At 53.0% G+C, this 22,008-nt stretch carries 16 protein-coding genes and 1 pseudogene; 6 read left to right on the plus strand and 11 right to left on the minus strand.

All coding sequences use genetic code 11. The features are described 5' to 3' along the window. Window positions 1–343 precede the first annotated feature (343 nt). Genes Q0S71_RS11050 through Q0S71_RS11060 form a run of 3 tightly spaced genes read right to left on the minus strand, consistent with a single transcriptional unit; the run spans window position 344 to window position 2,700 of the window. Entirely contained in the window at window positions 344–1,909 is a 1,566-nt protein-coding gene (locus tag Q0S71_RS11050) for an IS66 family transposase (protein WP_295994952.1), read from the minus strand. A 30-nt stretch (window positions 1,910–1,939) separates the two neighbouring features. Beyond that, the gene (tnpB, locus tag Q0S71_RS11055) at window positions 1,940–2,287 is read right to left on the minus strand and encodes an IS66 family insertion sequence element accessory protein TnpB (protein ID WP_295994954.1); all 348 of its coding nucleotides are present in this window, start codon (window positions 2,285–2,287) and stop codon (window positions 1,940–1,942) included. Then, window positions 2,284–2,700 (minus strand): transposase, encoded by a 417-nt coding sequence (locus tag Q0S71_RS11060; protein ID WP_295994957.1) that lies wholly within the window; start codon window positions 2,698–2,700, stop codon window positions 2,284–2,286. The genes tnpB and Q0S71_RS11060 overlap by 4 nt, the downstream gene beginning before the upstream one ends. A 62-nt stretch (window positions 2,701–2,762) precedes the next feature. Here Q0S71_RS11060 and Q0S71_RS11065 point away from each other — a divergent pair. Next, window positions 2,763–3,559, plus strand: a pseudogene (locus tag Q0S71_RS11065) (IS5 family transposase); the annotation flags it as partial. A gap of 393 nt (window positions 3,560–3,952) precedes the next feature. Here the strand turns inward: Q0S71_RS11065 and Q0S71_RS11070 are convergent. The 7 genes from Q0S71_RS11070 to Q0S71_RS11100 form a co-directional block, all read right to left on the minus strand. Continuing rightward, a complete protein-coding gene (locus Q0S71_RS11070) occupies window positions 3,953–6,646 on the minus strand; it encodes a hypothetical protein (protein WP_295994960.1) in 2,694 nt (897 codons plus the stop codon). Between the two features lie 520 nt (window positions 6,647–7,166). Continuing rightward, window positions 7,167–8,216 carry a TniQ family protein gene (locus Q0S71_RS11075; protein WP_295994962.1) on the minus strand — a complete coding sequence of 350 codons (1,050 nt, stop codon included), beginning with the start codon at window positions 8,214–8,216 and terminating at the stop codon, window positions 7,167–7,169. A gap of 84 nt (window positions 8,217–8,300) precedes the next feature. Then, entirely contained in the window at window positions 8,301–10,049 is a 1,749-nt protein-coding gene (locus tag Q0S71_RS11080; RefSeq protein ID WP_295994965.1) for a TnsD family Tn7-like transposition protein, read from the minus strand. Further along, the gene (locus Q0S71_RS11085; RefSeq protein WP_295994967.1) at window positions 10,033–11,475 is read right to left on the minus strand and encodes a hypothetical protein; all 1,443 of its coding nucleotides are present in this window, start codon (window positions 11,473–11,475) and stop codon (window positions 10,033–10,035) included. Before Q0S71_RS11085 ends, Q0S71_RS11080 begins: the two co-directional genes overlap by 17 nt. After that, window positions 11,472–13,598 (minus strand): hypothetical protein, encoded by a 2,127-nt coding sequence (locus Q0S71_RS11090; protein ID WP_295994970.1) that lies wholly within the window; start codon window positions 13,596–13,598, stop codon window positions 11,472–11,474. Before Q0S71_RS11090 ends, Q0S71_RS11085 begins: the two co-directional genes overlap by 4 nt. A 9-nt stretch (window positions 13,599–13,607) precedes the next feature. Next, entirely contained in the window at window positions 13,608–14,597 is a 990-nt protein-coding gene (locus Q0S71_RS11095) for a hypothetical protein (RefSeq protein ID WP_295994972.1), read from the minus strand. Between the two features lie 231 nt (window positions 14,598–14,828). Then, on the minus strand, window positions 14,829–15,116 hold the full coding sequence (locus Q0S71_RS11100; protein ID WP_295994974.1) for a hypothetical protein: 288 nt from the start codon (window positions 15,114–15,116) through the stop codon (window positions 14,829–14,831). Window positions 15,117–15,216: 100 nt separating this feature from the next. On the opposite strand from Q0S71_RS11100, the gene Q0S71_RS11105 reads away from it, so the two are divergent. Further along, window positions 15,217–16,056: a hypothetical protein gene (locus tag Q0S71_RS11105; RefSeq protein ID WP_295994977.1), complete on the plus strand. Its 840-nt coding sequence runs from the start codon at window positions 15,217–15,219 to the stop codon at window positions 16,054–16,056. 42 nt (window positions 16,057–16,098) lie between these two features. Here Q0S71_RS11105 and Q0S71_RS11110 read toward each other — a convergent pair whose 3' ends face one another. Beyond that, complete coding sequence (locus Q0S71_RS11110; protein ID WP_295994980.1) at window positions 16,099–16,326, minus strand: ribbon-helix-helix protein, CopG family; 228 nt, start codon at window positions 16,324–16,326, stop codon at window positions 16,099–16,101. A 333-nt stretch (window positions 16,327–16,659) separates the two neighbouring features. Here Q0S71_RS11110 and Q0S71_RS11115 point away from each other — a divergent pair, with 333 nt between their 5' ends. Genes Q0S71_RS11115 through Q0S71_RS11130 form a run of 4 tightly spaced genes read left to right on the plus strand, consistent with a single transcriptional unit; the run spans window position 16,660 to window position 22,006 of the window. Next, window positions 16,660–16,857, plus strand: coding sequence for a hypothetical protein (locus Q0S71_RS11115; protein ID WP_295994982.1), 198 nt, complete (start codon window positions 16,660–16,662; stop codon window positions 16,855–16,857). Then, window positions 16,854–17,759 (plus strand): DUF4007 family protein, encoded by a 906-nt coding sequence (locus tag Q0S71_RS11120; protein WP_295994985.1) that lies wholly within the window; start codon window positions 16,854–16,856, stop codon window positions 17,757–17,759. The genes Q0S71_RS11115 and Q0S71_RS11120 overlap by 4 nt, the downstream gene beginning before the upstream one ends. Beyond that, on the plus strand, window positions 17,752–21,186 hold the full coding sequence (locus tag Q0S71_RS11125; RefSeq protein WP_295994988.1) for a hypothetical protein: 3,435 nt from the start codon (window positions 17,752–17,754) through the stop codon (window positions 21,184–21,186). Before Q0S71_RS11120 ends, Q0S71_RS11125 begins: the two co-directional genes overlap by 8 nt. Beyond that, complete coding sequence (locus Q0S71_RS11130) at window positions 21,179–22,006, plus strand: phosphoadenosine phosphosulfate reductase family protein (RefSeq protein WP_295994990.1); 828 nt, start codon at window positions 21,179–21,181, stop codon at window positions 22,004–22,006. The genes Q0S71_RS11125 and Q0S71_RS11130 overlap by 8 nt, the downstream gene beginning before the upstream one ends. The last annotated feature ends 2 nt before the right edge of the window (window positions 22,007–22,008 follow it).

Consider the following 22,008-nt stretch of genomic DNA (forward strand, 5'->3'; position numbering starts at 1 on the left):
CACGCCACAGCACATAATGCAGGCTGTTAACTTTAGGCGTAATTGTGTAGATTCTGGCTTTTTGCCGTGATGAAACGCAAAGATAAATGGCAACGACAAGGGCCAAAGCAGAAATACCGGATCACCAACTGGCCGGCATACAACGCTGGATTGATCGCGCGCGGCGACGTGACGGTTTGGCTGGAGACTGACCAGGAGCAGCCTGCCGCTGCAGGACCAGCCAAGCGCGGCAGGCCCTGTGTGTACGCTGACGCCACCATTGTAAGCGTCTTGCCTCAACCGTCTTGACTGGATATTTCATTGTTGGGCAAGGATGGCATTGCCTCGCTGGGAGCTGCGATTTTCAGGCCGTAGCAAGCTGCGCGGCGCAGTTCCATGGCAGGAAGTCGTCAACCCGGTTGACGGGATGCTCGGCGATGTTGGCCAGCACATGGCGCAGCCAGGCTTCCGGATCGACGCCGTTGAGCTTGGCCGTACCGATCAGCGAGTAGATGGCGGCGGCGCGCTCGCCACCGCTGTCGGCGCCGGCGAACAGGTAGTTGCGGCGGCCGATGGCGACGCCGCGCAGCGCCCGCTCGGCGGCCGAATTGTCGATCTCGATGATGCCGTCATCGCAGTAGCGCAGCAGCGCCGGCCACAGGTTCAGGGCGTACTGGATCGCCGCCGCCGTGTCCGACTTGCGCGACAGTTTTTCGAGCGTGGCGCGCAGCCAGTTACCGAAGTCGTCGAGTAATGGGCGTGCCCGCAGCTGGCGCACCAACTGCCGTTCGTGCGGCGGTTTGCCGCGAATCTCGGCTTCGATCACATACAGTTCGGCGATCCGCCGCAGCGCTTCGGTGGTGATGGCCGACGGCCTGGCCGCATGCAGGTCGTAGAATTTACGCCGCGCGTGCGCCCAGCAGGCCGCTTCCTGGATCGTGCCGTCGAGGTAGAGCGCATTGAAGCCGGCGTAGGCATCGGCCTGCAGCAGGCCGCTGAAGTGGGCCAGGTGGGTTTGCGGATGGATGCCTTTGCGGTCCGGCGTGTAGGCAAACCAGACGGCCGCCGGCGTGGCGTCGCCGGACGCGCTGTCGTCGCGCACGTATGTCCACAACCGCGCCGTCTTGGTCTTGCCGTTACCCGGCGCCAGCACGGGAATCGGCGTATCGTCGGCATGCAGCTTGCGGCCGGCCAGCACGTGGCGCCGGATCACGTCGACCAGGGGCCGCAGCAGCGCGCTGGCGGCGCCGACCCAGTTCGCCAGCAGCGCGCGCTCCAGTTCGACGCCTTCGCGCGCGTAGATCACCGATTGGCGGTACAGCGGGATGTGGTCGGCGAACTTGGCCACCAGCACGTGCGCCAGCAGGCCGGGGCCGGCGATGCCGCGCGTGATCGGCCGGCTCGGCGCCGGCGCTTGCACGATGGCGTCGCAGCAGGCGCACGCCAGTTTCGGGCGCACATGGCGGATCACGCGGAAGCTGGCCGGCACCCATTCCAGCTGCTCGGCCACGTCCTCGCCCAGGTGGCGCAAGCCGCCGCCGCAGGCCGGGCAGGCATCGGCCTGCGGTGGATACACGCGTTCGTCGCGCGGCAGATGATCGGGCAATGGCTTGCGCGCCGCCTTGTTGCGCGGCGCCTTGTCCAGCGGCGCGCGCTCGCGCTCGGCCTCGCCCTCGGTGGCCTGCAGGTCCTCCAGTTGCAGTTCGAGCTGTTCGATCTGATGATCGAGTTTCTCGGACTTGCGACCGAACTGCATGCGCCGCAACTTGGCGATCAGCAGCTTCAGGTGCTCGATCTCGACCTCGGTCGTGGTCAGCTGGGCGCGTAATCCCGCCACCACTTCGTCGCGCTCGCGCACCGTCTGCTCAGACGCTAGTAACAATGCCTTCAGGGCATCGATGTCGTCGGGCAGGTCGGCGTGGTTGAGCATGGGGGCGAGTTTACGCGAGCGGCCCGATGTTTACAAGGCCGACTGCGGCCGCCAGGTACGCTCCGGCCGGCGCCAGTCTATGCCTTCGAGCAGCATCGACAGCTGCGCCTGCGTCAGCGTCACGCTGCCATCGGCGGCTTGCGGCCAGACGAAGCGGCCGCGCTCAAGCCGCTTGGCCAGCAGGCACATGCCGTCGCCGCTCCACCACAGCACCTTGATCATGTCGCCGCGCCGGCCACGGAACACGAACACGTGGCCGTTGTAGGGATCTTCGGCCAATGCCGTTTGTACCTTCACCGCCAAACCGTTCATGCCGGCGCGCATGTCGGTGATGCCGGCGGCCAGCCAGATCCGGGTTCCTGCCGGCAGTCCGATCATGGCAACAGGCGGGCCAGCAACAGCGTCAGCGTGGCCGCGTCGACCGAGCCTTCCAGCCGCAACTGGGCTTGGCCCACGCTCAGTACGATGACGCCAGATGGACCGCTGGCGAGAGCGGCCGGCACCGGCGGCGTATCGACTACCGTGACGGCCAACAGCTGGCTCGGCGCATTGACCTCATTCCCGGCCTCGGTACCGAAACGCTTGCGCCAACTGAACAGCTGATTGGTATTGATCTTCAATTCGCGGGCGATCAGCGACACCGATGCGCCTGGAACCAAGGTGCGCGCCACGGCAGCACGCTTGAATGCATCGCTATGCTGGCGATATGGGCCGCGTTTCGCCCTGGTGGTGACTGGTTGAATTATTGTGTCCATAAATAAATTTGTGGACACAATCAATTTGCGTCCCAAATTCAATCATGGCGACGTGCAGCTCTCAGGGGAAGACGGCGCTGGATTGACGCTTACCCACCATTCAGATGCTGCTCGGACTCAAGCAGGTGTTTCGCCTTCCGCTGCGCGCGCTGCAGGGCTTCGCTAGTGGTCTGGCCAAGCTCGGCATGCCCGATCTGCAGGTTCCCAACTACAACCCTGTGTCGCCGGGCGCGCGATCTGCAAGTGACGTTACCGATCTTGCGTAGGGGCGAGGCGCTGCATCTGGTCATCGACAGCACGGGGCCTGAAGGTATTTGGCGAAGGCGAATGGAAGGTACGCAAGCATGGCACCTCCAAGCGGCGTACCTGGCGTAAGGTACACTTGGCGATGGACGTGAACACGGGCCAGGTTTGCGCAGCACTGATGACGCACCAAGGTGTTGGCGACGCCGCAGTGCTGCCCGCGCTACTTGATCATATCCCGCCCGATGTGCCGATCGATATCGTTGGCGGCGACGGCGCGTATGACACCAAAGCATGCCACGATGCTATTGCCGCCCGTGGGGCACCGCAGTCAATCCCGCCGCGCGAGGGCGCTGCGCTGTGGCACCAGCGTCTGCCGGGCGCAACATGGCGCAACGAAGCCATTAGCGCCATCGCTACCAGCAGCCGACGAAAATGGAAAGTCGCTAGCGGCTATCATCGGCGCTCGCTCGCCGAAACTTTGATGTACCGGTTGAAGGTGCTGACCGGTCGGGAGCTGGCCGCGCGAACGATAAGCGCGCAGGCAACCGAGGTAGCTGTTCGTGTCGGTGTCCTCAACCGCATGACCGCACTGGCCCGCCTCAGTCCGTCCGTATTGCGTAAAGTCAGCATGGGTTTGGGCAGATTGTAGTCAGAATGAATTTATGCAACAGTGCCGATATCGTCTGTGTGGGCTCCGGTGTAGTGAGCTTCGAAGCGCAGTGTCTCGACCCGAGCACCGTGCAGGCCCAAAGCAGTCGGTACACCTGTCAGCATGTTTGCAAGGTATAGCGCCCCGACACGTGTTTGGAACACACCACCGCCACCGTCGGTGGCAATCGTGCTTATGACTTGGGTACCCTGGAGGGCGCGCGTTGGGGCTTAGATTGCTTGCTCATTGAGAAGGGATTTCGACGCCATTCGCACTCCTGCTGACGACCATAAATGGTTTTTAGAGAGCCATGATTTTAACCTCACTTTGGAACCTACCTGAAACAGTCCTTCGACCAAGGCTAACATTTCTTTTGGCCGCACCATGTCAAAATCATGGTGTAGGTACAACTGCTGCTCCTGAGCTATCTAAATTTAAGCGATGAATCATCTCACGCTCATATGGGTAGATAAAATCATTCTCAGGATGGCCATATGCGCGGAAACGAGATTGAGCGAAAATTGATATTCGATTTGCCGAATCTTGCGATAAAGCCCATGCTAGCGGCGGCTCGTGGAGCAGTCGTAGTTCCGTCGGTGCAACCCCATGCAAATGTTCTAGAGCTAAGACTTCTGGAGGACGTTCCATTTGAGCTTTATAGGTATCGTCCACTGCATTGAGAGTATCTTCCGTCATTGGCCAATAAATAAGATTGGACGGCTTAAGACGTCTGCGTAACTGCTCCATTGCCCAATCGGTACGCCCTTCACGCGAATTCACCATGGCTTTTAATGGTGCTTGCAGTTGAGCGAGCAATCCAGGATCGGCATCATTGAGCACTTGCAATACGGGCCTTCCTTCAGCGGGATTGCTCGTTATGACATAGGCCTTGATGCGATCAGCAGCTACGTGGTGATCGAGCAACCCGTCTATCACGTCCAGGAGAGTCACGATCCCCGAATTATCAGAATATCCACCATCGACCAGTGACTGCTGCGTTACCATATAGCTTTTAGACCATGCGTTCCAGCCGTACACATCACGTGTACGCGGCGGACTGATATACGGGAAACGAGCACTATCTATCGCATCGGATAGCAATGACTGCCCGAATACTGCACAGTAGCCGTCGTTCGGGCAAAGTAATGGCTGACTCATTACCACCCGTCGACCATCCTGCACAGATGTGGAGTTGAATAGAACTAGGGGCTCCGTACCATCCACTTCCCCAGCGCGTTTAGCACGGGTGTTGCTGAATGTGTCGACTATCGGCCCGATATGCGGCTCGTTTTCCAATAACTTTCGATATTCACGCTTCCAAGATTGCATCAAAATTCCCGCTCTACTACGGAAATCATCCCATCCCGCATCTTCAGATCGAAGCCATGTCGGCAACAAACTCAGTGGAATATCTCTAAATAATAAACGAATCATCATCGGCGATAAATAGTCTGCCGAGTTCAAATTGACGAGTGGCTGAAGCAACCTCGCATAGCGTTCTTGCGGTACTTTACGCTCCCAGCATTGTTCGCGCAACTCTTTAGTCCAAGGAGCATCTCTACGGCTAGCGATATAAGTAGCGGTACCTAGAGCGCCACCTGAGACTGCGCTGATCGCAAATACTCTATCACCGAAGACACCGCAGGTTGCTGCGTCTACCGCAGCGAGCATAGTGGCCGTATGTGCAGCAGCTCGAGTTCCTCCGCCGGCTGACGCGATGACAATAATCGGCTCTTGATCATTGCTACCGCCATGCAGCGCTTGCCATGAGTCGTATTGCTTCTGCACTATCGCCCCTGGCAGGCAAATTCCGGCACGGTCATTGCACAAATCGCTATTTAGAGCCACTTCTGGCTGGCGCAGTAGTAACGGCGGAACATTAGAGATCAGGGTAATCGCTATAAACCCAGCAATTGCCATAAATCGAAGGACCAGTGGTATTGCAAAAAAGAACAAGAATGTTATCAATACACCGGCAATCAACCATAAAATCACCGCAGCTGGGGCAAACAGCAATTTCGCGGCTTGTTCTGGTACAAGCGCCGCTACGATGCAAAGCAGCACTACCAGCATTGAAGTACTAAGCACGGTCACCAGGCTACGCCATGGCAACCGAGGCGCTAGTCGCGTAGCCAGCCTTTTAAACGTCAACGCACGGTTGATATTTCGATACCAACGTTTTCCTTTTCGATGCAAACCCGCATTGCGACGAAATATTACAAACACCAAATATAAAGCTGGCAGCATCATTGTCACAGGGACAGTCCAAACCCAAGTTTGAGCTATAGTTGCCGATCTGGCCACCAAACCTATCTCGACGGTTGCTAAGCCAGTTAAGAATTCCATTACAACAATTGCTAACCCGCGCAACCAACTGCGGACAGCAAATTGCCAAGCAAATATCGCATAACAAACGAAGATTCCTAGCCAAGGAACCGTAAAGGCCCACCCATCCATTCCAATGGTTGGCTGGATACTGCACAACACAACACCAATGCTACTTGCAGCAAATCCGATCGCAAGCTTCTTGCGCCCAAAAATCGAGCTAAAACGGAAATGTAGGAAGACAGGGCTAAGCAAAAGCAAAGCAATCACAACCAATACCAATTCTATGCTGGCTATAGATGCGGTCGACCTAGACGATTCAAGTAAAATGGTTGAAATTGCATAAAAAGGCACTGCTCCGGCCAATCGAGGTATCCAGATTTCGATTTGCTTGGTAAATCGATTACTATTGCGCTCGTGTCCATTCCGATAACTAACCAGAATTCGTGCTAAATACCAAATCGTTAACGCAAACACAAGCGACAAAAGTTCAAAAACTATAAATTGCAGTGCCGTTGCACGTACTCCATATGTGAGCCCGCAGCGGGCTTCATCGGTGCCACAAATTAGCAACAGCGCCTCTAGAAACTCCCCAGTTTGCGGTAATGCAAGTAGTACACCAATAAGCGACGCGGCAGTAACTGGCAACAAACAGCGCCGCGTGACATCACTCAGTGCGAATAAAAATTCCCACCAAGTACGCAATACGCTCGCATGTGCAGCAACGCCTGATTGGCTCTGAACCATTTTTTCCGATGTCATAGCATCCTTGTTCTCGCAATTAATTGCCAAAAATCAAGTTTAACTATACACAATACATTTCCATGGTGCAGTATTATTTGCTATGTGATCACGTTTGTTGGAGCCGACACCACATTGATCCGCAGCGCCTGTATCAGTTGCCGTAGGAACTGACCCGGCCGCCCTCACTGGGCCTGCGTTTGCTTGGACCTGCCAAGGTCAACGAATCTTGGTAGCCTAGTTAATTTGGCGTCGGCGCGAACACCAGCACAATGTCGCTAAATAACGCCGATCAGTGATACCCTAAATTCAGTCTGCCTTCAGCTCCGGCTCAACGCCAGTAGGTCCCGAATCAGCAACGCAGCTATTATTTATTGGTCGAACTGATGCCATCGTGTTTTATTGAACATGCTGATAATCTAAACTTAGCCATCGACCAACAAGTTGGTCTTCTACAAGGAAGAAGCAAGCCCCATAGCTCGCCTATCTTACAATCCAGTGGGCAGCATGCCCCTTCGACGTCGGCCCGAACCGGCATCGATTAGATGTTTACAACCCGCCGCTTAAGACAGATATCCCGCAGATGACTTTCGACCTCACTCAGTTGGGCTCCAACGCTGTTACACGCTGCCTTAAGGCTTTCCCCACCCATGAAAACCTGTATGGCCATGTCCCTAGGAAACCTCGCGATTGACTCATTGCTCACGCGCTTGTCGACCTCGTTCAGAACCTCCAGCGCATCATCCGAGGAAGGGTATAGAACGGCCAAAATCGCCGCGCAAGCCAGTCCTGGGTAAGAGACATGTTTATCGACGCAGGCGCCGTCGATTTTGCGGACGTAGCTTTGTGGGCTTTTGGTTAAAATTTCTGGAAAATATTTGCTTAGCCAGCTATCTGGAAATTGCTCGGCGATCCAGTCACTGGCAACATGGCGTTTTCCGATTTCACCCACCCGAAGGCCGAGGATGCGACATCGTTCGCCAATGACCTGCGACCACGTTTGCAGGTGAAGCGGGCGGTCTCTTTGTAGCCAGTTTAAAAGGATGCGCTCCAAACGCAGCAATGCAGGATTACTAATCTCCTCCTCATCATTCAAGACAATGCCCTCCGCTCGCTTTGATATAAAGCTAGCAGGTTGCACGGCTGTTTTGACAGACTGCGACAACGGAATTCGGTGCTCAATACACCAGTGGACGCCATCGATCTGATGCCACCGCCTCAAGTGGCTAAAACCACGAAATCCGAGGTCGAGCTTCGAACACTCTATACACCATCGGAACTTCGTCAAAGCGGTGCCAAAGCCGCGTCGAGCAATCGTCTGTTTTTGCTTGGACTCGTGTGGGCGGCCGTGGTAGTTTGATATCGGATACATCACGGGCAGCATTGAGTGTCTTGACGTGAATATATTTTGTTCTAGCCCGCAGGCGTTAGCTAATAACCATATAGGTGGCTGATGTCTCTTGTCGGTTGCACTATTCCTTAACAGCTTAATTGCCAGCTCAACGGAAGTGATTCCGTTTACCTGGGCAAATCTTTCAAGGATCCCTGCTGCTAGTTCGTCTTTTAACGGTATCGGTATGTTGTGAATCAAATACTGCTCCGGTGGTAGATTTGCAAGACCCAATCTTGCATTGCTGCTTGATTCCGGTCTGCTAATAATTTTTACAGATCCTGTCTAGCAGAACATATTTTTCTGATGCGGCGGTGTGGGCTCGTAGCTCAAAACTGATGACAATGTTTTTATCGTGGAAGGCCACTGCCCAGGATTTGCGATAGCTTTCCTGAGACCAGGCAGCGACCTGCTGATTTCGTCTAAGGACCGCGCCCCTGATGACGATAGCCAGGCCTCAGCGGCCACCTGCAACGCCGCTGCCATGCGCAGGTCGGCGTTCGCGATTCGCCTAGGGGCATGGTTTGATCCAACTTCCTTCGAGACACTCTCACACGAATGGCGAAGCCACTCTCTGTCATTGCGATAAAGCCAGGCATAGGCCGCTGGCTCCAGCTTACGCAAAGCCGCGATACCAATGTAGCTACGCAGATGCGCAATGTAACTCCACGATTGACGTGCCGCACTTCTCCGCTGCTCATGAAGGACCTCGTGCCATTTGTCCTGGAGGCCTGGTACGGTTCGAATAATCCGCGTCACTGTGCCGATGGAGGATTCGCAGACATCTGCAACCTCGACTTTACTAGCGCCGGCTTGAAGCATCGATACTGCAATCTCCCATTTCGGGACGAGAAGTTTCTTCGGTCTTCGCGGCGAAGGAATGTGCAATTTAGCTGCCCAAGCAGCCACTGTCGAATACGATACTCCAGCATACCTAGCAGCGGCCGTCATACTGATCTCTCCTGTTGCAACGGCGGTCAAAAGCTCAGCGTGTTTGCTCTGCAGCCCAAATTGAACTGGCAATTTGGGGAAGCTTTCGTCATCGCACTTTGCCCATTTTTGTGCGTTATCGTATTCGCCCTGAAATTCAGCAAGATTTTCAAACCAAAGGGATATCCACACTAGATTTCGGAGCGGATGCGATGCAGCACGGCCAGACAGAATTCTCTGAAGCTGGACAGCTAGTAGATCGCTGCTTGCTTGATGATTTAGCCCTGGAAGTTTGATTGACCAAACGGCCAAATCATCAAGGTATGAACGGATTTTTGGCCATTGGATGCGGCCACTTCCATGCGTCATATGCAATGCTGCCAAACGGCCCCTGATCGTATATGCAACTTGCGCCGCGTCGGCGAATCGGCCGGCTTCATAGCACAGCAAGTCTGTACTAAGGCGGCTCAATTTTGACAACCATTTGGCCTCCCTGGAAGTAGGCAGCAGCTGGTCTGAAATGTTTAAAGACGCACGTTCATCAATGACCGGCAAGGCCCATACGGATCGAAATAGTTGCTTTGCGCGCGGTGGATATACCGTCAAGGACATCTGATGTTGCACGCAAATCCAAACACCAGGTAATTGGTGGCTACGTCTCCAGTAAGGCCACCCATGACTGGATAAATCACCGGCGACACAAGCTGGACATGCCTTTAAAGGATGAGCCGCTCCGAGGCCGCTTGTGAGTAAACCCAGTCGATACTTCAGGTGAGAAATTCCATCCCCAAAGAGTGCGGTCTCGGCGACGTCACCGTGGGCCTTAGATTTGAACGGCAGATAAAAAGGTAGTAGGGTCATGCGTTGCATGATTACCTGAGCTGGCCCCAGGATACCGAAGCCGCGCTCCGCCAATGCCGTCAGGCGACAAGGAAAGTCATGCGCAAGGCCAGCACGTGCATCGCCAAAAAGCTGAACGCTAGTGTTTTTATCCAGGCCGTTGGCCGTCAGTCGATGATATCGGCTACACCAGCTAAATAATGTTTCGTCTGGTAGCGGCGCTAGACAAACAGGCAGATCTCCCTGCTCAACTTGCATTCTCATCGTTCATCTCCGGGGTCTCAACTGCTAACTTCTTCTTGCTACCAGAGCGCTGCTCCTGAGTGACTTTCCGGAATAGCGATGCCCCGTCCAAAAGAGACTGCGCTGATACTGCAGTTCGCTTCGGCATTCGTAACACCTTTACTTCGCTGCCATTAGCTGATACCGATTCTGAGGAGCGTCGCAGCGTGCGGAGGGTGGCTTGCGCATCTATGCTTAACGTGCCCTCGATCAACGCGGCGGAGACATCAGAGGGAAATGCTTGAGCTTGAGTAGGCGATTTTGATTTAGCTCCAGCGGCGGCCGGCACCACATGGCGTTCAGTAAATGCACAAACTAAGTCGGGCCGCCGCTCCGTGTTGTGCGTAATAGCAAGTGAGGCTAGATCCTCGATGTCCTTGCGATATGCACTGTATGCACGACTACCAAATGCCAAACGCACCTCAGTCATTGTGACGACGGAGCGTCCGTGGTGTGCAGTCTCCCTATAGGCTTGTAGCAGCAGCTCGCGCAACGCGCGAAATAGGCCAGCCGTAAGCCTGTGCAATTCTTCAATCTCCGCGTCGGTTTCGATTTTGAAGCAATCAGGAGCGACCCTCAAATATTCCTTGATGCTATCGGACCATAATTCATCTTTCGCTGCTGGGGGTTCCACAACATAAGGCGCCGCCAGCAATCGATTTTTCTCCTCTTGCGGCCGCTGCAAGAGCTTGTTCACCAACGAATAATTAGCCACAAAAATTAACGGAACACCAAGACTAGCCAACATCATAATGAGCTGCGTTGTCTTCACGCTGGCAGTGCTGCTCTGCGTAAAAAACTGCATTTCATCGACAATTAGGGCGGACGTAGCTGTGGTGGAAAACCACAGCCTCACGTGCTCCATCAATGTCTTGTTATCCCGCTTCATGCTAACAAGAGCAACCGGGTTAGCGAGCTCTTCTAAGACCCCGCGTATAGACTGCTGGCCACCGATTCCGATGCGTCGAACTGGACAAAGCGTCAACCGCTGGCAGTCACTTACGAACTGCCCCTTGTTGTCGAGGGCACAAATTCTTTCAAACGCTTTTACCAAAGAAGATTTGCTAACGCCTGCCAGCCCTGTCAGGCAGCGAATGCTGTGAACCTCGCAGGGTGCCAATACTCCCGCGCTTCGCTGCCGATTGTAGTCCTTCAAAGTCGGAGAGGTCGATGCCGAAAAATGTGCGGCGTGGACTACGAACGATCGCAATATTTCGATATGCTGTACTCCTGGGACGAAGATCTCTTTCCAAGCTTGTTCAAGCCTGCGGCAGGCCTCTTCAAGATGCAGTGCTTGTAGCCCCTCTACCGGCTTCACAGCGAGGTAAGCTGCCTGCTTAATCACCTCGTCGCTATCAAGTTTACTGAACCATGAGAGCCATGGCGGTTGGCATTGTAAAGTGTTCATCGGCGACCACCTGCTCGAAGGTATTCGGCCACCTGTTGCGCTTCTTCGCGTGACGCGCCCTTTGATCTTCGAGAGCGGCCAGACTTCACTTCCGACTGTTCAAATGGCTTGCCTGTGTAGTCTTGGAAGGCCGTCTCGTACTGTGCTTTTACCGCCAAGCGATGCGATTTCAGTTCCAGCTTCGCGTCGCGTCTGATTTGTTGCAGCTGCTCGATCTCCAAGACCGAAATATAGAGCTGTTCCTGCCCATCTCGTATAGCCAACATAGCGTCTACTTGGACTAAATGCCCTCCTATGTCTACCCATAAGTGGCGTACGCAAGTATCCAAAATATATCCGGTTAAGACGTAGCGGCCCAAGTCATGCGCTTTCTGCAGGATTCCAGATTGCTTCAGCTCCTCGGATTCAAATCGTGAATCCTTGAAATACACGGCATCATCGCGCACGGTCACTTCTACCGGCAAAAGACAAGCACGCACCGCCTCATCGAAAACGGTAGGTATAGAAACGTTTCGGCCTTTGCTATCAAGGTACTTCCAAAGGCCGACCGGAGTAGGAAATACATTCTCACTCAACGCGAGGTTGTTGAGCCGGTCGGTAACGTCAATGCATTGGTTGTCGGCGATCGTACGCATGATTTCCTGCACAGCGATCTGCGGAATCGTCAGCCTAGTCTCCAAATAATGCGGCTTGCCTTTTTGGTTAACCTGCTTGGGATGGGTAGTCTCGATGGAGGCCTTGGACTGTCCAGAATAACTTGGGGCCGCCTCTTTGATCATCGCATTTAGCCCTTCAATTGCGAGCTCGGCCTTTGCTGTACTACCTGGTCCCCGATCATTAACGATGTGCGGCGAGAGGCCAATGCTTGGCCAATCATCGTGGCAGATATCAATTCCAAACAGGCCGCAAAATTTCATCTTATCGATCGCGGCGCAAAATAAAGCCATGCGATACGCAGCTGCGGTTTCGGATCCAAACGAAAAGCCAATACCTACAATCATTCCCGAGGTGATACAGCGGATGCGCACTACCCACAGAGGCGGTAGGTGACTGCCTTGGAGGTAGCCCTTTGCCACTTGTATGCAGCAATAAGCGTCCTGCTCTGTTCGCTCCATTAGATTACCTACACTTTCAGCAAAGCGTCCCTGCGAATGCCACAAGGTGTCTCGGCCGCCTGCGTATCCATATTTATAGGTCTGTCTCACCTCAAGGGGGAACTCCAAATTCACGCGATAAGCAAATTGTCCGAAGGAGGGAAATGGCCTTCCCGCCGGATGAACAAACACCTTTCTGCCAGATGATTTATTTTGAACAACACAGCCGAAAACGGAGATTAATGTACGGTGATAGATACGGTTGAAATGCTGACCTGGGCCAGCGAACGTTCTGTACCCCTCCAACATCCTTTTGATCATCTCAGGATCATTGGCGTTGTAGCCATGATTCGCGCCATATAGCCGGGAAGGGCGTCCAAATTTCTTCTGACGTCCGCTTCGATCCCAACGTCCAATGCGATTTACAGCGTAATGCAGTGCCCATCGGCTGAGGCCAAAGCAAACGTATGCATAGAATGCAATTCTCAACCGCATTTCGTTCTGCCTCGGCTTGCATGCCCTTGCATGTGCGTTAATGACCGCATCAGGGGCATCAGCTGTCAGTACTTGGTCGAGGTTTTGCACCAGTGGCCATAGATGCAGCATCGTCTGATCGATACGCTGGTCATGGCTTCTTTTTCTCGTTTTGCCATGCAGTGAATAAGCCCTAAGTTCATCAATCGATAAACTTGCTAACCAAGGCGGAAGCTCTTCCTGGTGCTCACACGGCGCTATTAGCCCTGCGTCAACCCCTTGCTCAAAACTGTAGCGCGATAAATAGTGTAGGACGGGCTTGAACGCGAACGACGGCCGCGATGAAGACTTCGCTGACTTATGTGAGATGGGCGGAGCAGTACCCACGTCAGCGAGGCCTGCGTCCATGAGGTTTTTCTCCGATAATTCGGAGGGACCGAACTCGACCAACAGTACGCGCTGCTTCGCGGCGTCGCTCCGTAGTAGATGATAGACCCGTCCTTTTTTAAGCGTTTCGAAGCCTTCAAACGCGCAGAGCTGAGTACCTGTTTGCATAGGAACCCCTCAGGCAGTCTGGCGAGAAAACCAACTCGCGAAAACAGCAATAGGATCACGACGTTCAGCTTTGAGCGGGTGATCAATAAAGATCGCCTCGTCCATCAGCTCAGCACGAACATCGCGCTGCCAAAGGGCGCGTCCAAATGCCGACCGCAATGCATCAAGGGACACGTCATATCGATGCACCATTGAAAGCAAAATATCCAATGGTCGCTGCGTCGTTCGCGTACTGGCTTGCAGTCGTTCGCAAAGCTCAGCGTAGATCCCGGCGTCTAGTTCTGGGGCTCGATGCATCATCAACAATAAGCTCCTGATATTTTGCAAGAACATATCAGGCAGATCGCGGTCTACGATTCGTATTGTGGGAATGCCGGCATCGAGATAGTAGCGCTCTTCAATCGCATGGCGCATTTCAACGGCAGTGCGCTCTTTCGCTGGCGCGCGTGCAGGCTTATCGGCGAGAATGAGACGGCTGCTAAATTCTTCCTTACTGCCTTTGATGGTCCAGTTCACGCAATACGGACCGGCCTCGTCGGCAAGGAACAGGAGGAAATCACCGATGAAGGGAAAAGGGACGGGGACTCGGCCCGGCCCGTCTGGGTGGTCGATGTATATCCAGTGGTGGTGGTTGATCACATCCAGTCGTTCGCAGACATCGATTGTTCCGCGCAGTGGGTGAAGGATCATCCCGGTCGCGCGTTCATGACTTGAAAGTGGATGCGGCCTCGCCTCGGTTGCGAGCATTCGCTGTTCATGGATTTCAAATAGCGATGGATTGTATAGCGCGACCAGGAGAGCTTTTTGCTCTACCGATGACAGCGCATGGCAATAGCGCCCGAGCTTGTCAGACCAGACCTGTGCAGGCCGGCTCCTTGCCGGCGCCTCTTCGCGCGTTGCTCGTATCGCTGGGTCGTAGTCGGGGCTGCACTTCGGCGGATCTTGACGGCGTAGTACTTCTTTCAGGCGTGACTGGCCGATGTGTTTAGGCTGAGCCATGGATGTTCCTTTCCTGCCGGGCGCAGCCGGCACTCAAACAAAATAAATGGAAAAGGAAGCCCTTGACTCAGGTCCATGGGACGAGTACATTGAAGTCGTGAACTGAAATGTGAGGGGCTTCCTCGCTACGCAACGCCACTGGCTCCTAACCCAGTGGCGTTTTCGTTTCTGCATGCTCTACATGATCGGCTCCGTAAATTTGATATATCGGGCGAAAAAAATTACTCTGAACTAGGTCGCGCTTCTCCGAGGCCCAACTGCTTGAGCTCTTTGATGGCTCAACCAAGTCGCAACATCTATGGCCAGAGCGAAGCTACCGCGACGATGCTGGATTTTGAAAATGGGAACTGGGACTGTTCCTCTGGACAGCGCACGTTGAAATGAAGCAGACGACTGATAACCCAGCTCTTTAGTCAAGGCCGTTGACCCGAGTACGGAGCCGTATTGGGACTGCAATCTCGCAGAAAGCTCTTCAGCAATTTGCCGCGTATCAGTCAAATCAGCGTCGATGGTATCCATTGTGTTGCTCCGTCCGGTGTAGTACTGATGGTACGATTTTGCGAAGCTCGGGACTAGAGGTGAAAGTTGAACGTGAAAAAATTTGCGCGAGTTAACGTAAGTGCTTGATACCACTACAAAATCATTAGAGGAACTGGGTTTCGCATCGAACATGCGAAAGTCGTTCAGCCCTAGAAAGCGTCATGTTGTAGACATGATCGCTACGATTTGCTGGTTTCACGCGCTGAGAATTCATCTGGATGCGAGTACCGTCGTAGCAGTGCAGCGTGCGATAGAGCCGGTGGAAATCGGAGATCCGGATGGGGTTTACCGGCGGTGGAGGGAATACCATAAAGGGAGACACTCGCCGCGCCGCCGTGTAATCGATATGTGCAACGAGGTGTGCCCGCAAGCTGTCGCGGTATATCGATCGCCGTTGTGGTGTGCCCTACGACTTGATCGGCCAATCGATCAGGTTGCTAAATCCCTCCTCGGAACTACATGTCGCCTTGGCGATGAGTTGATTAAACGAATGTGGAATTTTCCTGAAAATTCCAGGCCGCATGTGGATCCACGCTGGATGCGTAAACGAGGTATGGCGATGCTTCGGCAAGGGAATCTAGAAGGGTTAGCCGTGCTCGTCGTTTGCATGCGACTAGCAGCTTCACAGGGGCTGAGTCGATTGGCAGTGACCTTCTATCGATACGCTGCTCACTGTATGAAGACCTTGGGCATTTGGTTTTATGCACTGGGCGTCGCCCAAGGGTTAAGCGAATACTTAGAAGATGATCTGCTTCCAATATGTGGCGATGCGGCGTTTCTGGGAAACTTTAGCTCTGTGCACTATCTCTCGCAAATTCAATCGATGGGAATCGAGCTAAAACGAGTAGTGGCCGCTAACAATAACAGGCTCACTGCCATTGAAGAGGTCGAGGTAGTGATAGGTTGGTTGGATTTGTAACCCCTCAGTCTTTCGTTTGGATACTACTATAAATGTGGGGTATCAAAGCCCGACGACCTCCGTGACTACCTTTTTATCCTGATCTATAACGGCGATGCGGTTTCCCCTAGCCTTGGCTTCTGACGCAACATGGTAGAGGGCAACAGCTCGCCGCAAAATTTGGCTTTTTGTGGTCCCGTGGGCAGACGCCAGATTTTCCAGTAGATCATTCGCTTCAGGAGACATATCCAGGCTCACTCGAACAGCTGCCGACCGCTTTTTGGTATTCATAATCCCCCCAATGTGTAAATTCTACACATATTCTACACATCTTTGCATTCTGGTCCACCTCCGCGATATCGCGTAACTCAACGGCATTGGCAGCCAACAACACCTTCGTTTCTTCAGATACAGGACCTCATCCGCACCCCTGCTTCAACTTCATCACTCTGGATATTGCGCAACGTGCAAATGATGCCCGCCGCCGCCACGATCTATTGAGTATTGCCCTGAATCTCGTGTCAAAAAGCCATCGCCATACCGGCATTTTTTGTAGGGGATATCGTTGCAATCGTATAGAATTCAGTACTTAAACACGCCGCACAACGGTATTGAAAGTGACCGATGAAAGTACTGTTTGATACTAAAAAAGTACAAAAAACGGGCCGTATTGCGCTCAGTGAACAACTCCTACGCAATGCCGGGTTGCAAGAAGGGGACTCCGTAGACATCTATTTCGACGCATCTTCAAAGCGAATTATTCTGGAGCGGGCTGATGCCTCGACTCAGCCAAGCCACGAAGGAAAAGGAAAAAAAATATGATCACTGCCAACGAGCGATTCTCTGGCCATGAGTCATTTATTTGCCGATACGGATGGCTGCCGAAGATCTTTCACGCTATATCGCAAGACCCATTGCTCCTCAAACAAGAAGAGCAGGCAATGCACACGCTTGGAATTGGTCGAAATATGGTCAAGTCATTACAATTTTGGGCCGAGGCAACCGGAGTGATCACGAGCGCCGGCCCCAAAGGACACATTCCTGGGCCTATCGGAATATGCGTGTTTGGAAAGGACGGTTGGGACCCATACCTCGAAACCCTTGAGACACTTTGGCTAATGCATTGGCAATTGAGCACAAATGCAGGCCTAGCAGCCTGGGCCGAAGTGTTCGGTGAGGGTAAGCAGGTTCGGTTCGATAGGCCGCGCTTAGTTGCGGCGTTGGCCCAGCGTGGCGAGAAATCATCGCGTCCGTTGGCAGCTAGCACCCTCGAACAACACGCTTCCATCTTCATCCAAACTTATTTTCAGGCAGAGCGCGGTACAGATGACACTTCATGGTGCCCGCTTCAGGATTTGGGATTAATCACAGCAGCAAAGAGCGAAGATAACCGCATTCTTTATAGCACTGAGGGAAACGCGCCTGTTGGATTGTCGCTCCGTGTATTTGGAATGGCTCTCGTTGATTTCATACTACGGCAGTCCAACGGAACTTTTTCGGTTGACTTTGGCAGTGTCTTAAAGGGTGCCAACAGCCCCGGTATCGTGTTTCGCATGGACGAGCATCAACTCAGACATTTTATTGACGCTGCAATCGCTGGGGCTTTTGAAGGGGCGATGCGGTTCGTCGATACCGCGGACACGCAAAGCGTTATCTTGCTCCCAAAAAAACTAAATTCACAGTATCGCTTGCGGCTGCAAGAAGAGGCACTAGAACATGCGTAACAACATAATCGACTATCTGGCCTTCGCAGGAAGACACACACGCTCTATCTCCCTGGTCCGCGATCTCTACGACAACTGCACCATCGACGGCTATCTACTTACCCCTAACAGCGTCGGGGCAATACGTCAGATTGGTGAGGGAATTGCTTTAGGTCGTGCTCAACGAGCGTGGAAGATTGTTGGTCCTTACGGCAGTGGTAAGTCCGCCTTAGCCATAGTGCTGGCGCAACTCTTCGCTGGACCTAAAGCGCATCCCGCCGCGTTAAAAAAGTTGTGCGATATTTCAACGCAAACGGCCGAGCTATTTGAGAAATCTGATCGACTCTCGATACCAGTGGTGGGCGCCCGAATTTCATTTGGACTTGCACTTGCGACTTCGATATTTGAGGCTGCAGAACAACTTAGTAAATTCAAGCTCTTAGCTTCATTCAAGAAGCAGTTTGATTTCGAAAATCGAACCTACAAGGGACGACCATTTGCCGCAACAGCTGGTGAGATGGCAGCTACATTTTCGGAGATCGTTGTCATGGCAGGGCAGCAAGGCCTAGTCCTTTTTATTGACGAGGTCGGAAAATTTGTCGAATACGCTGCGCTCAATCCAGAAGAAGGCGATCTGATTGCGCTTCAACAAGTTGCAGAAGCGTCATGCACAGCAAACGACGATAAATTAGTCGTCGTTGCAATGCTCCATCAACACTTCGCTAGCTACGCCTCGGGAATTGGACGAGCCCTTAACGACGAATGGCACAAAGTTGCTGCGCGTTTTGAGGAAGTGCCGTTCGATGAACCGGTTGAAAGGTACGCCCACTTTGCGAGACATGCCCTTGGGACAACGCCAGATGCCTTAAGAGTCAAGAGTTTGGTCGCAGAGAGCCGCAAAGTTTACGCGCACGCGTTGAAGAGGGGGATCTTGAGGGCCCCATCCGTTAGTGATAAGAAGCTTTTCGAAAATGCAGAGCTTATCTATCCGCTGCATCCTCTAACACTCTGTTCACTTGCTACGGTTTCAAAACGCTATGGTCAAAGTGAGCGTTCCTTCCATGCCTTCTTAAACGGAAGTGAGCCTAAAGGATTGCGTGAATTTGCCGAGCACAACACACTTGGGGCTTGGTACCGGGTAGCGGATCTATACAACTTTCTGTCAGAAGGATACGGTCTTCGCTTCCGCGACTTGGGGGCTGAGCGTAGATGGGCATTTGCTCAAGCAGTAATTGAGCGCTTGAGCCTTGATGCGCCTTCGACTTTAGTTCTAAAGACTATCGCGGTTTTGGAGCTATCCCAATCGGGTGTATTCGTCCCAATCACCGCAGAAACGATTTCGTTTGCATTGGGTGAAGATGACCCAAAGGCTGTCGAATTGACGCTAGCGAGTCTTTTGGAGCAAGGCATTTTAGTCAAGCAGCGCAGCTCGGCAGCGTATGCTATGGCAGTCTCCGAAGCGGTCAATATCGAGGCGTTGTATGAACGGGCTGCGCGCGCAAGTGAGGGAGACTTAGCAATAAGCGGGATTAGTAAAACACTATCCCAGCGCCACGTGGTTGCGACGCGTCACTATGCCGAAACAGGAACTATTCGGACAATGGGTATCCTCGTTGGGACAGCAGATGCATGGCCGCAGCAACCGGCGGGCAAATCTGATGAAGCAAAACCTGACGCGTGGCTCAAGATAGTCCTGGTCGTAAAGGGGTCAACCTCCGAAACGCTAGCGTTGGCCCGCTTAAACAAAGAGCTTGATCCCCTCAGCGCGATCACCTGCTTACCCGTATCTAGCGAAGGTCGCGCGGCGTTAGCTGAGCTTGCTATCTGGCAAACCGTTTCGCGCGAGGTCAACAGTAAACGACTCGACCCGTGGACATCTCGTTACGTCGACGGTCGGCTGCAGAACGCTAGCGAAACAGTTGAACGTCTAGTGACTTCGGCATTGATGCCTCATTCCGAGCAGCCCGGTCCTTCCTATTGGAATTCTGGTCAATTGATTCGCGGAAGCGAGCTCATGAATGCGAACCAAGTGGCGTCTTGGCTGTTCAAAAAGGTGTACAGCCGAGCACCGCGTATTGTCAACGAGCTCATCAATAAGGAAAAACCAGCGTCGGCGATTGTTCTCGCACGACAACGATTGTTCGATGTGATATTAAGTGGTGAACCCACGCGCAAAATTTGCGGTGACAACGAATTTCCGCCGGAGCGCTTGATACAAACCACATTGCTTCGTGATACTGGAATATGGCAAGAAGCCGACGGGCGCTGGGAATTACGAAATCCAAGCGAAGACGCTCTTGTAGACATTACACCCGTCTGGAACGAAATATGTGTTCAGCTGAGCGCTGAGTCGCCGCGCACTTTTTCCGGTGTCCTGGAAGCGTTAGCTGCACCGCCATTTGGAGTTAGAGCAGGTCCCGCAGGGATCTGGGTAGTGCTTTACCTTTGGGTAAATCGCGCTCGATGTGCGGTATTCGAGCGAGGAACCCTTGTTCTTGAGCTTACTGCGGAACACTTGCAGCGGATGTACAAAAGCCCTAACAACTTTACATTACGCGCACTCGAAAACGCGGAAGGAAGCAAGAAGTTAATTGATGAATACCGAGTTGCACTTGCGAGCATCGGCTGTTCTGTCGAAAGTAACACAACGTTCCTAGAAGTTGCCCGGACATTGTATCGATGGTTTACAAGGCTCCCCGATTATACGAAGCAGACTCTGCAACTTGGAAAGGACGCCGCGCTGATCAGATCGATGCTAAACAAGGCCACGGATCCCATTCAACTATTAACGCAGACTCTCAGAGAAAGTCATCTAGAGACCAAGTCCAATTTGGAGTTCTCCGAATGGCTAGCGAATGCCCTAACCGATTTGGGAATGGCACATCGTCGTCTTCAAGACAACGTTGCGAGCGAACTGAGCAAGGGCTTCGGTATTAGCGGTTCCTTAAGTCGGGTAAGAAACCAACTCCAAGCGGAGTGTTCAAAAGAAGCGTCACGACTTGCCGATGCGAAACTGCGGAGTTTTATTCTGCGATGTACTGATCTATTGCATACTGATGAAAAATGGTTAGACTCCGTTGGGAGTTTAATTGTGCAACGGCCCCTAGATTCGTGGATTGATGACTCCATGAGCAAGTTTCAAGAAGGACTTTCTGACCTTTGTGGCCGATACAAACGCTGGATGCAATTGGTCATGCATCGAGGAGAAGCTCCGCGTGCTGCCGACAGATTTGTCGGTCTCACTTTCACAATGTCCGGTGGAGAAGAAGCATCAGTTTTCGTAACAACGAATGACACATCTAAATCGATTTCAAAGGATCTGCTTTCGCTGGTCCTAGCCTCATCCAAAGGCGATCCCGAGTTGGCAGCCGCTGCCTTGGCGCAGGCTCTGGTTGATTTGCAGGGTGACGCGCATGGCGTAATCATGAAAGAGGTGGAAAATGGCTGAGCAAAAACGCGTTAGACACATTTTGAGTCTCTCTGGCGGCAAGGACAGTGCCGCGCTGGCGATCTACATGCGCGATCGCGTCCCGGAAATGGAATATATCTTTAGCGATACCCAGAAAGAACTGCCAGAGACCTACGAATATTTGGAGCGTATTTCCAGCTTCTTGGGGAAAGAAGTAGTTAGACTAAATGCGGATGTGGGCTTCGACCATTGGTACGAAATGTATGGTGGAATGATTCCCTCTAACCATCGCCGGTGGTGTACTCGTGCATTGAAATTGAAGCCCTTTGAGCAATACTGTGGCGACCAAGAGGTCATCAATTATGTCGGTCTTCGTGCCGAGGAGAATCGTAGTGGCTACATAAGTCACAAGCCTAACATCACTGCAGTTTATCCTTTTAAAGAAGATGGCCTCGTTCTTCGGGACATTGAAGAGATTCTCAGAACGTCCGGCGTGGGCATGCCTCCATACACTCAATGGGGCCGCACTCGTTCAGGATGCTATTTTTGTTTCTACCAGCAGAAGATCGAGTGGGTAAAACTCAAGGAAACGCACCCTGATCTCTACGATAAGGCAAAAGCATATGAAAAGCCTTATGAGAAAACTGGCAATTTCTTCACTTGGAGCCAAGGCGAGAGTCTTGAGGAACTTGAACAGCCAGCTAGGATGGATCAAATTCGCCGCGAACACGTAATTCGGATAGTACGACAAAAGGATCGGAAGGAGAATGCAACTCTTGCTGAGGTGTTTTCTGAAGCTGACAGAGCAGAGGAACCAGAGGATGACGATGAACAAGGCTGCCTGATATGTCAACTGTAGAC

This window comes from Rugamonas sp. (assembly GCF_025354735.1).
Taxonomy (GTDB): domain Bacteria; phylum Pseudomonadota; class Gammaproteobacteria; order Burkholderiales; family Burkholderiaceae_D; genus Rugamonas.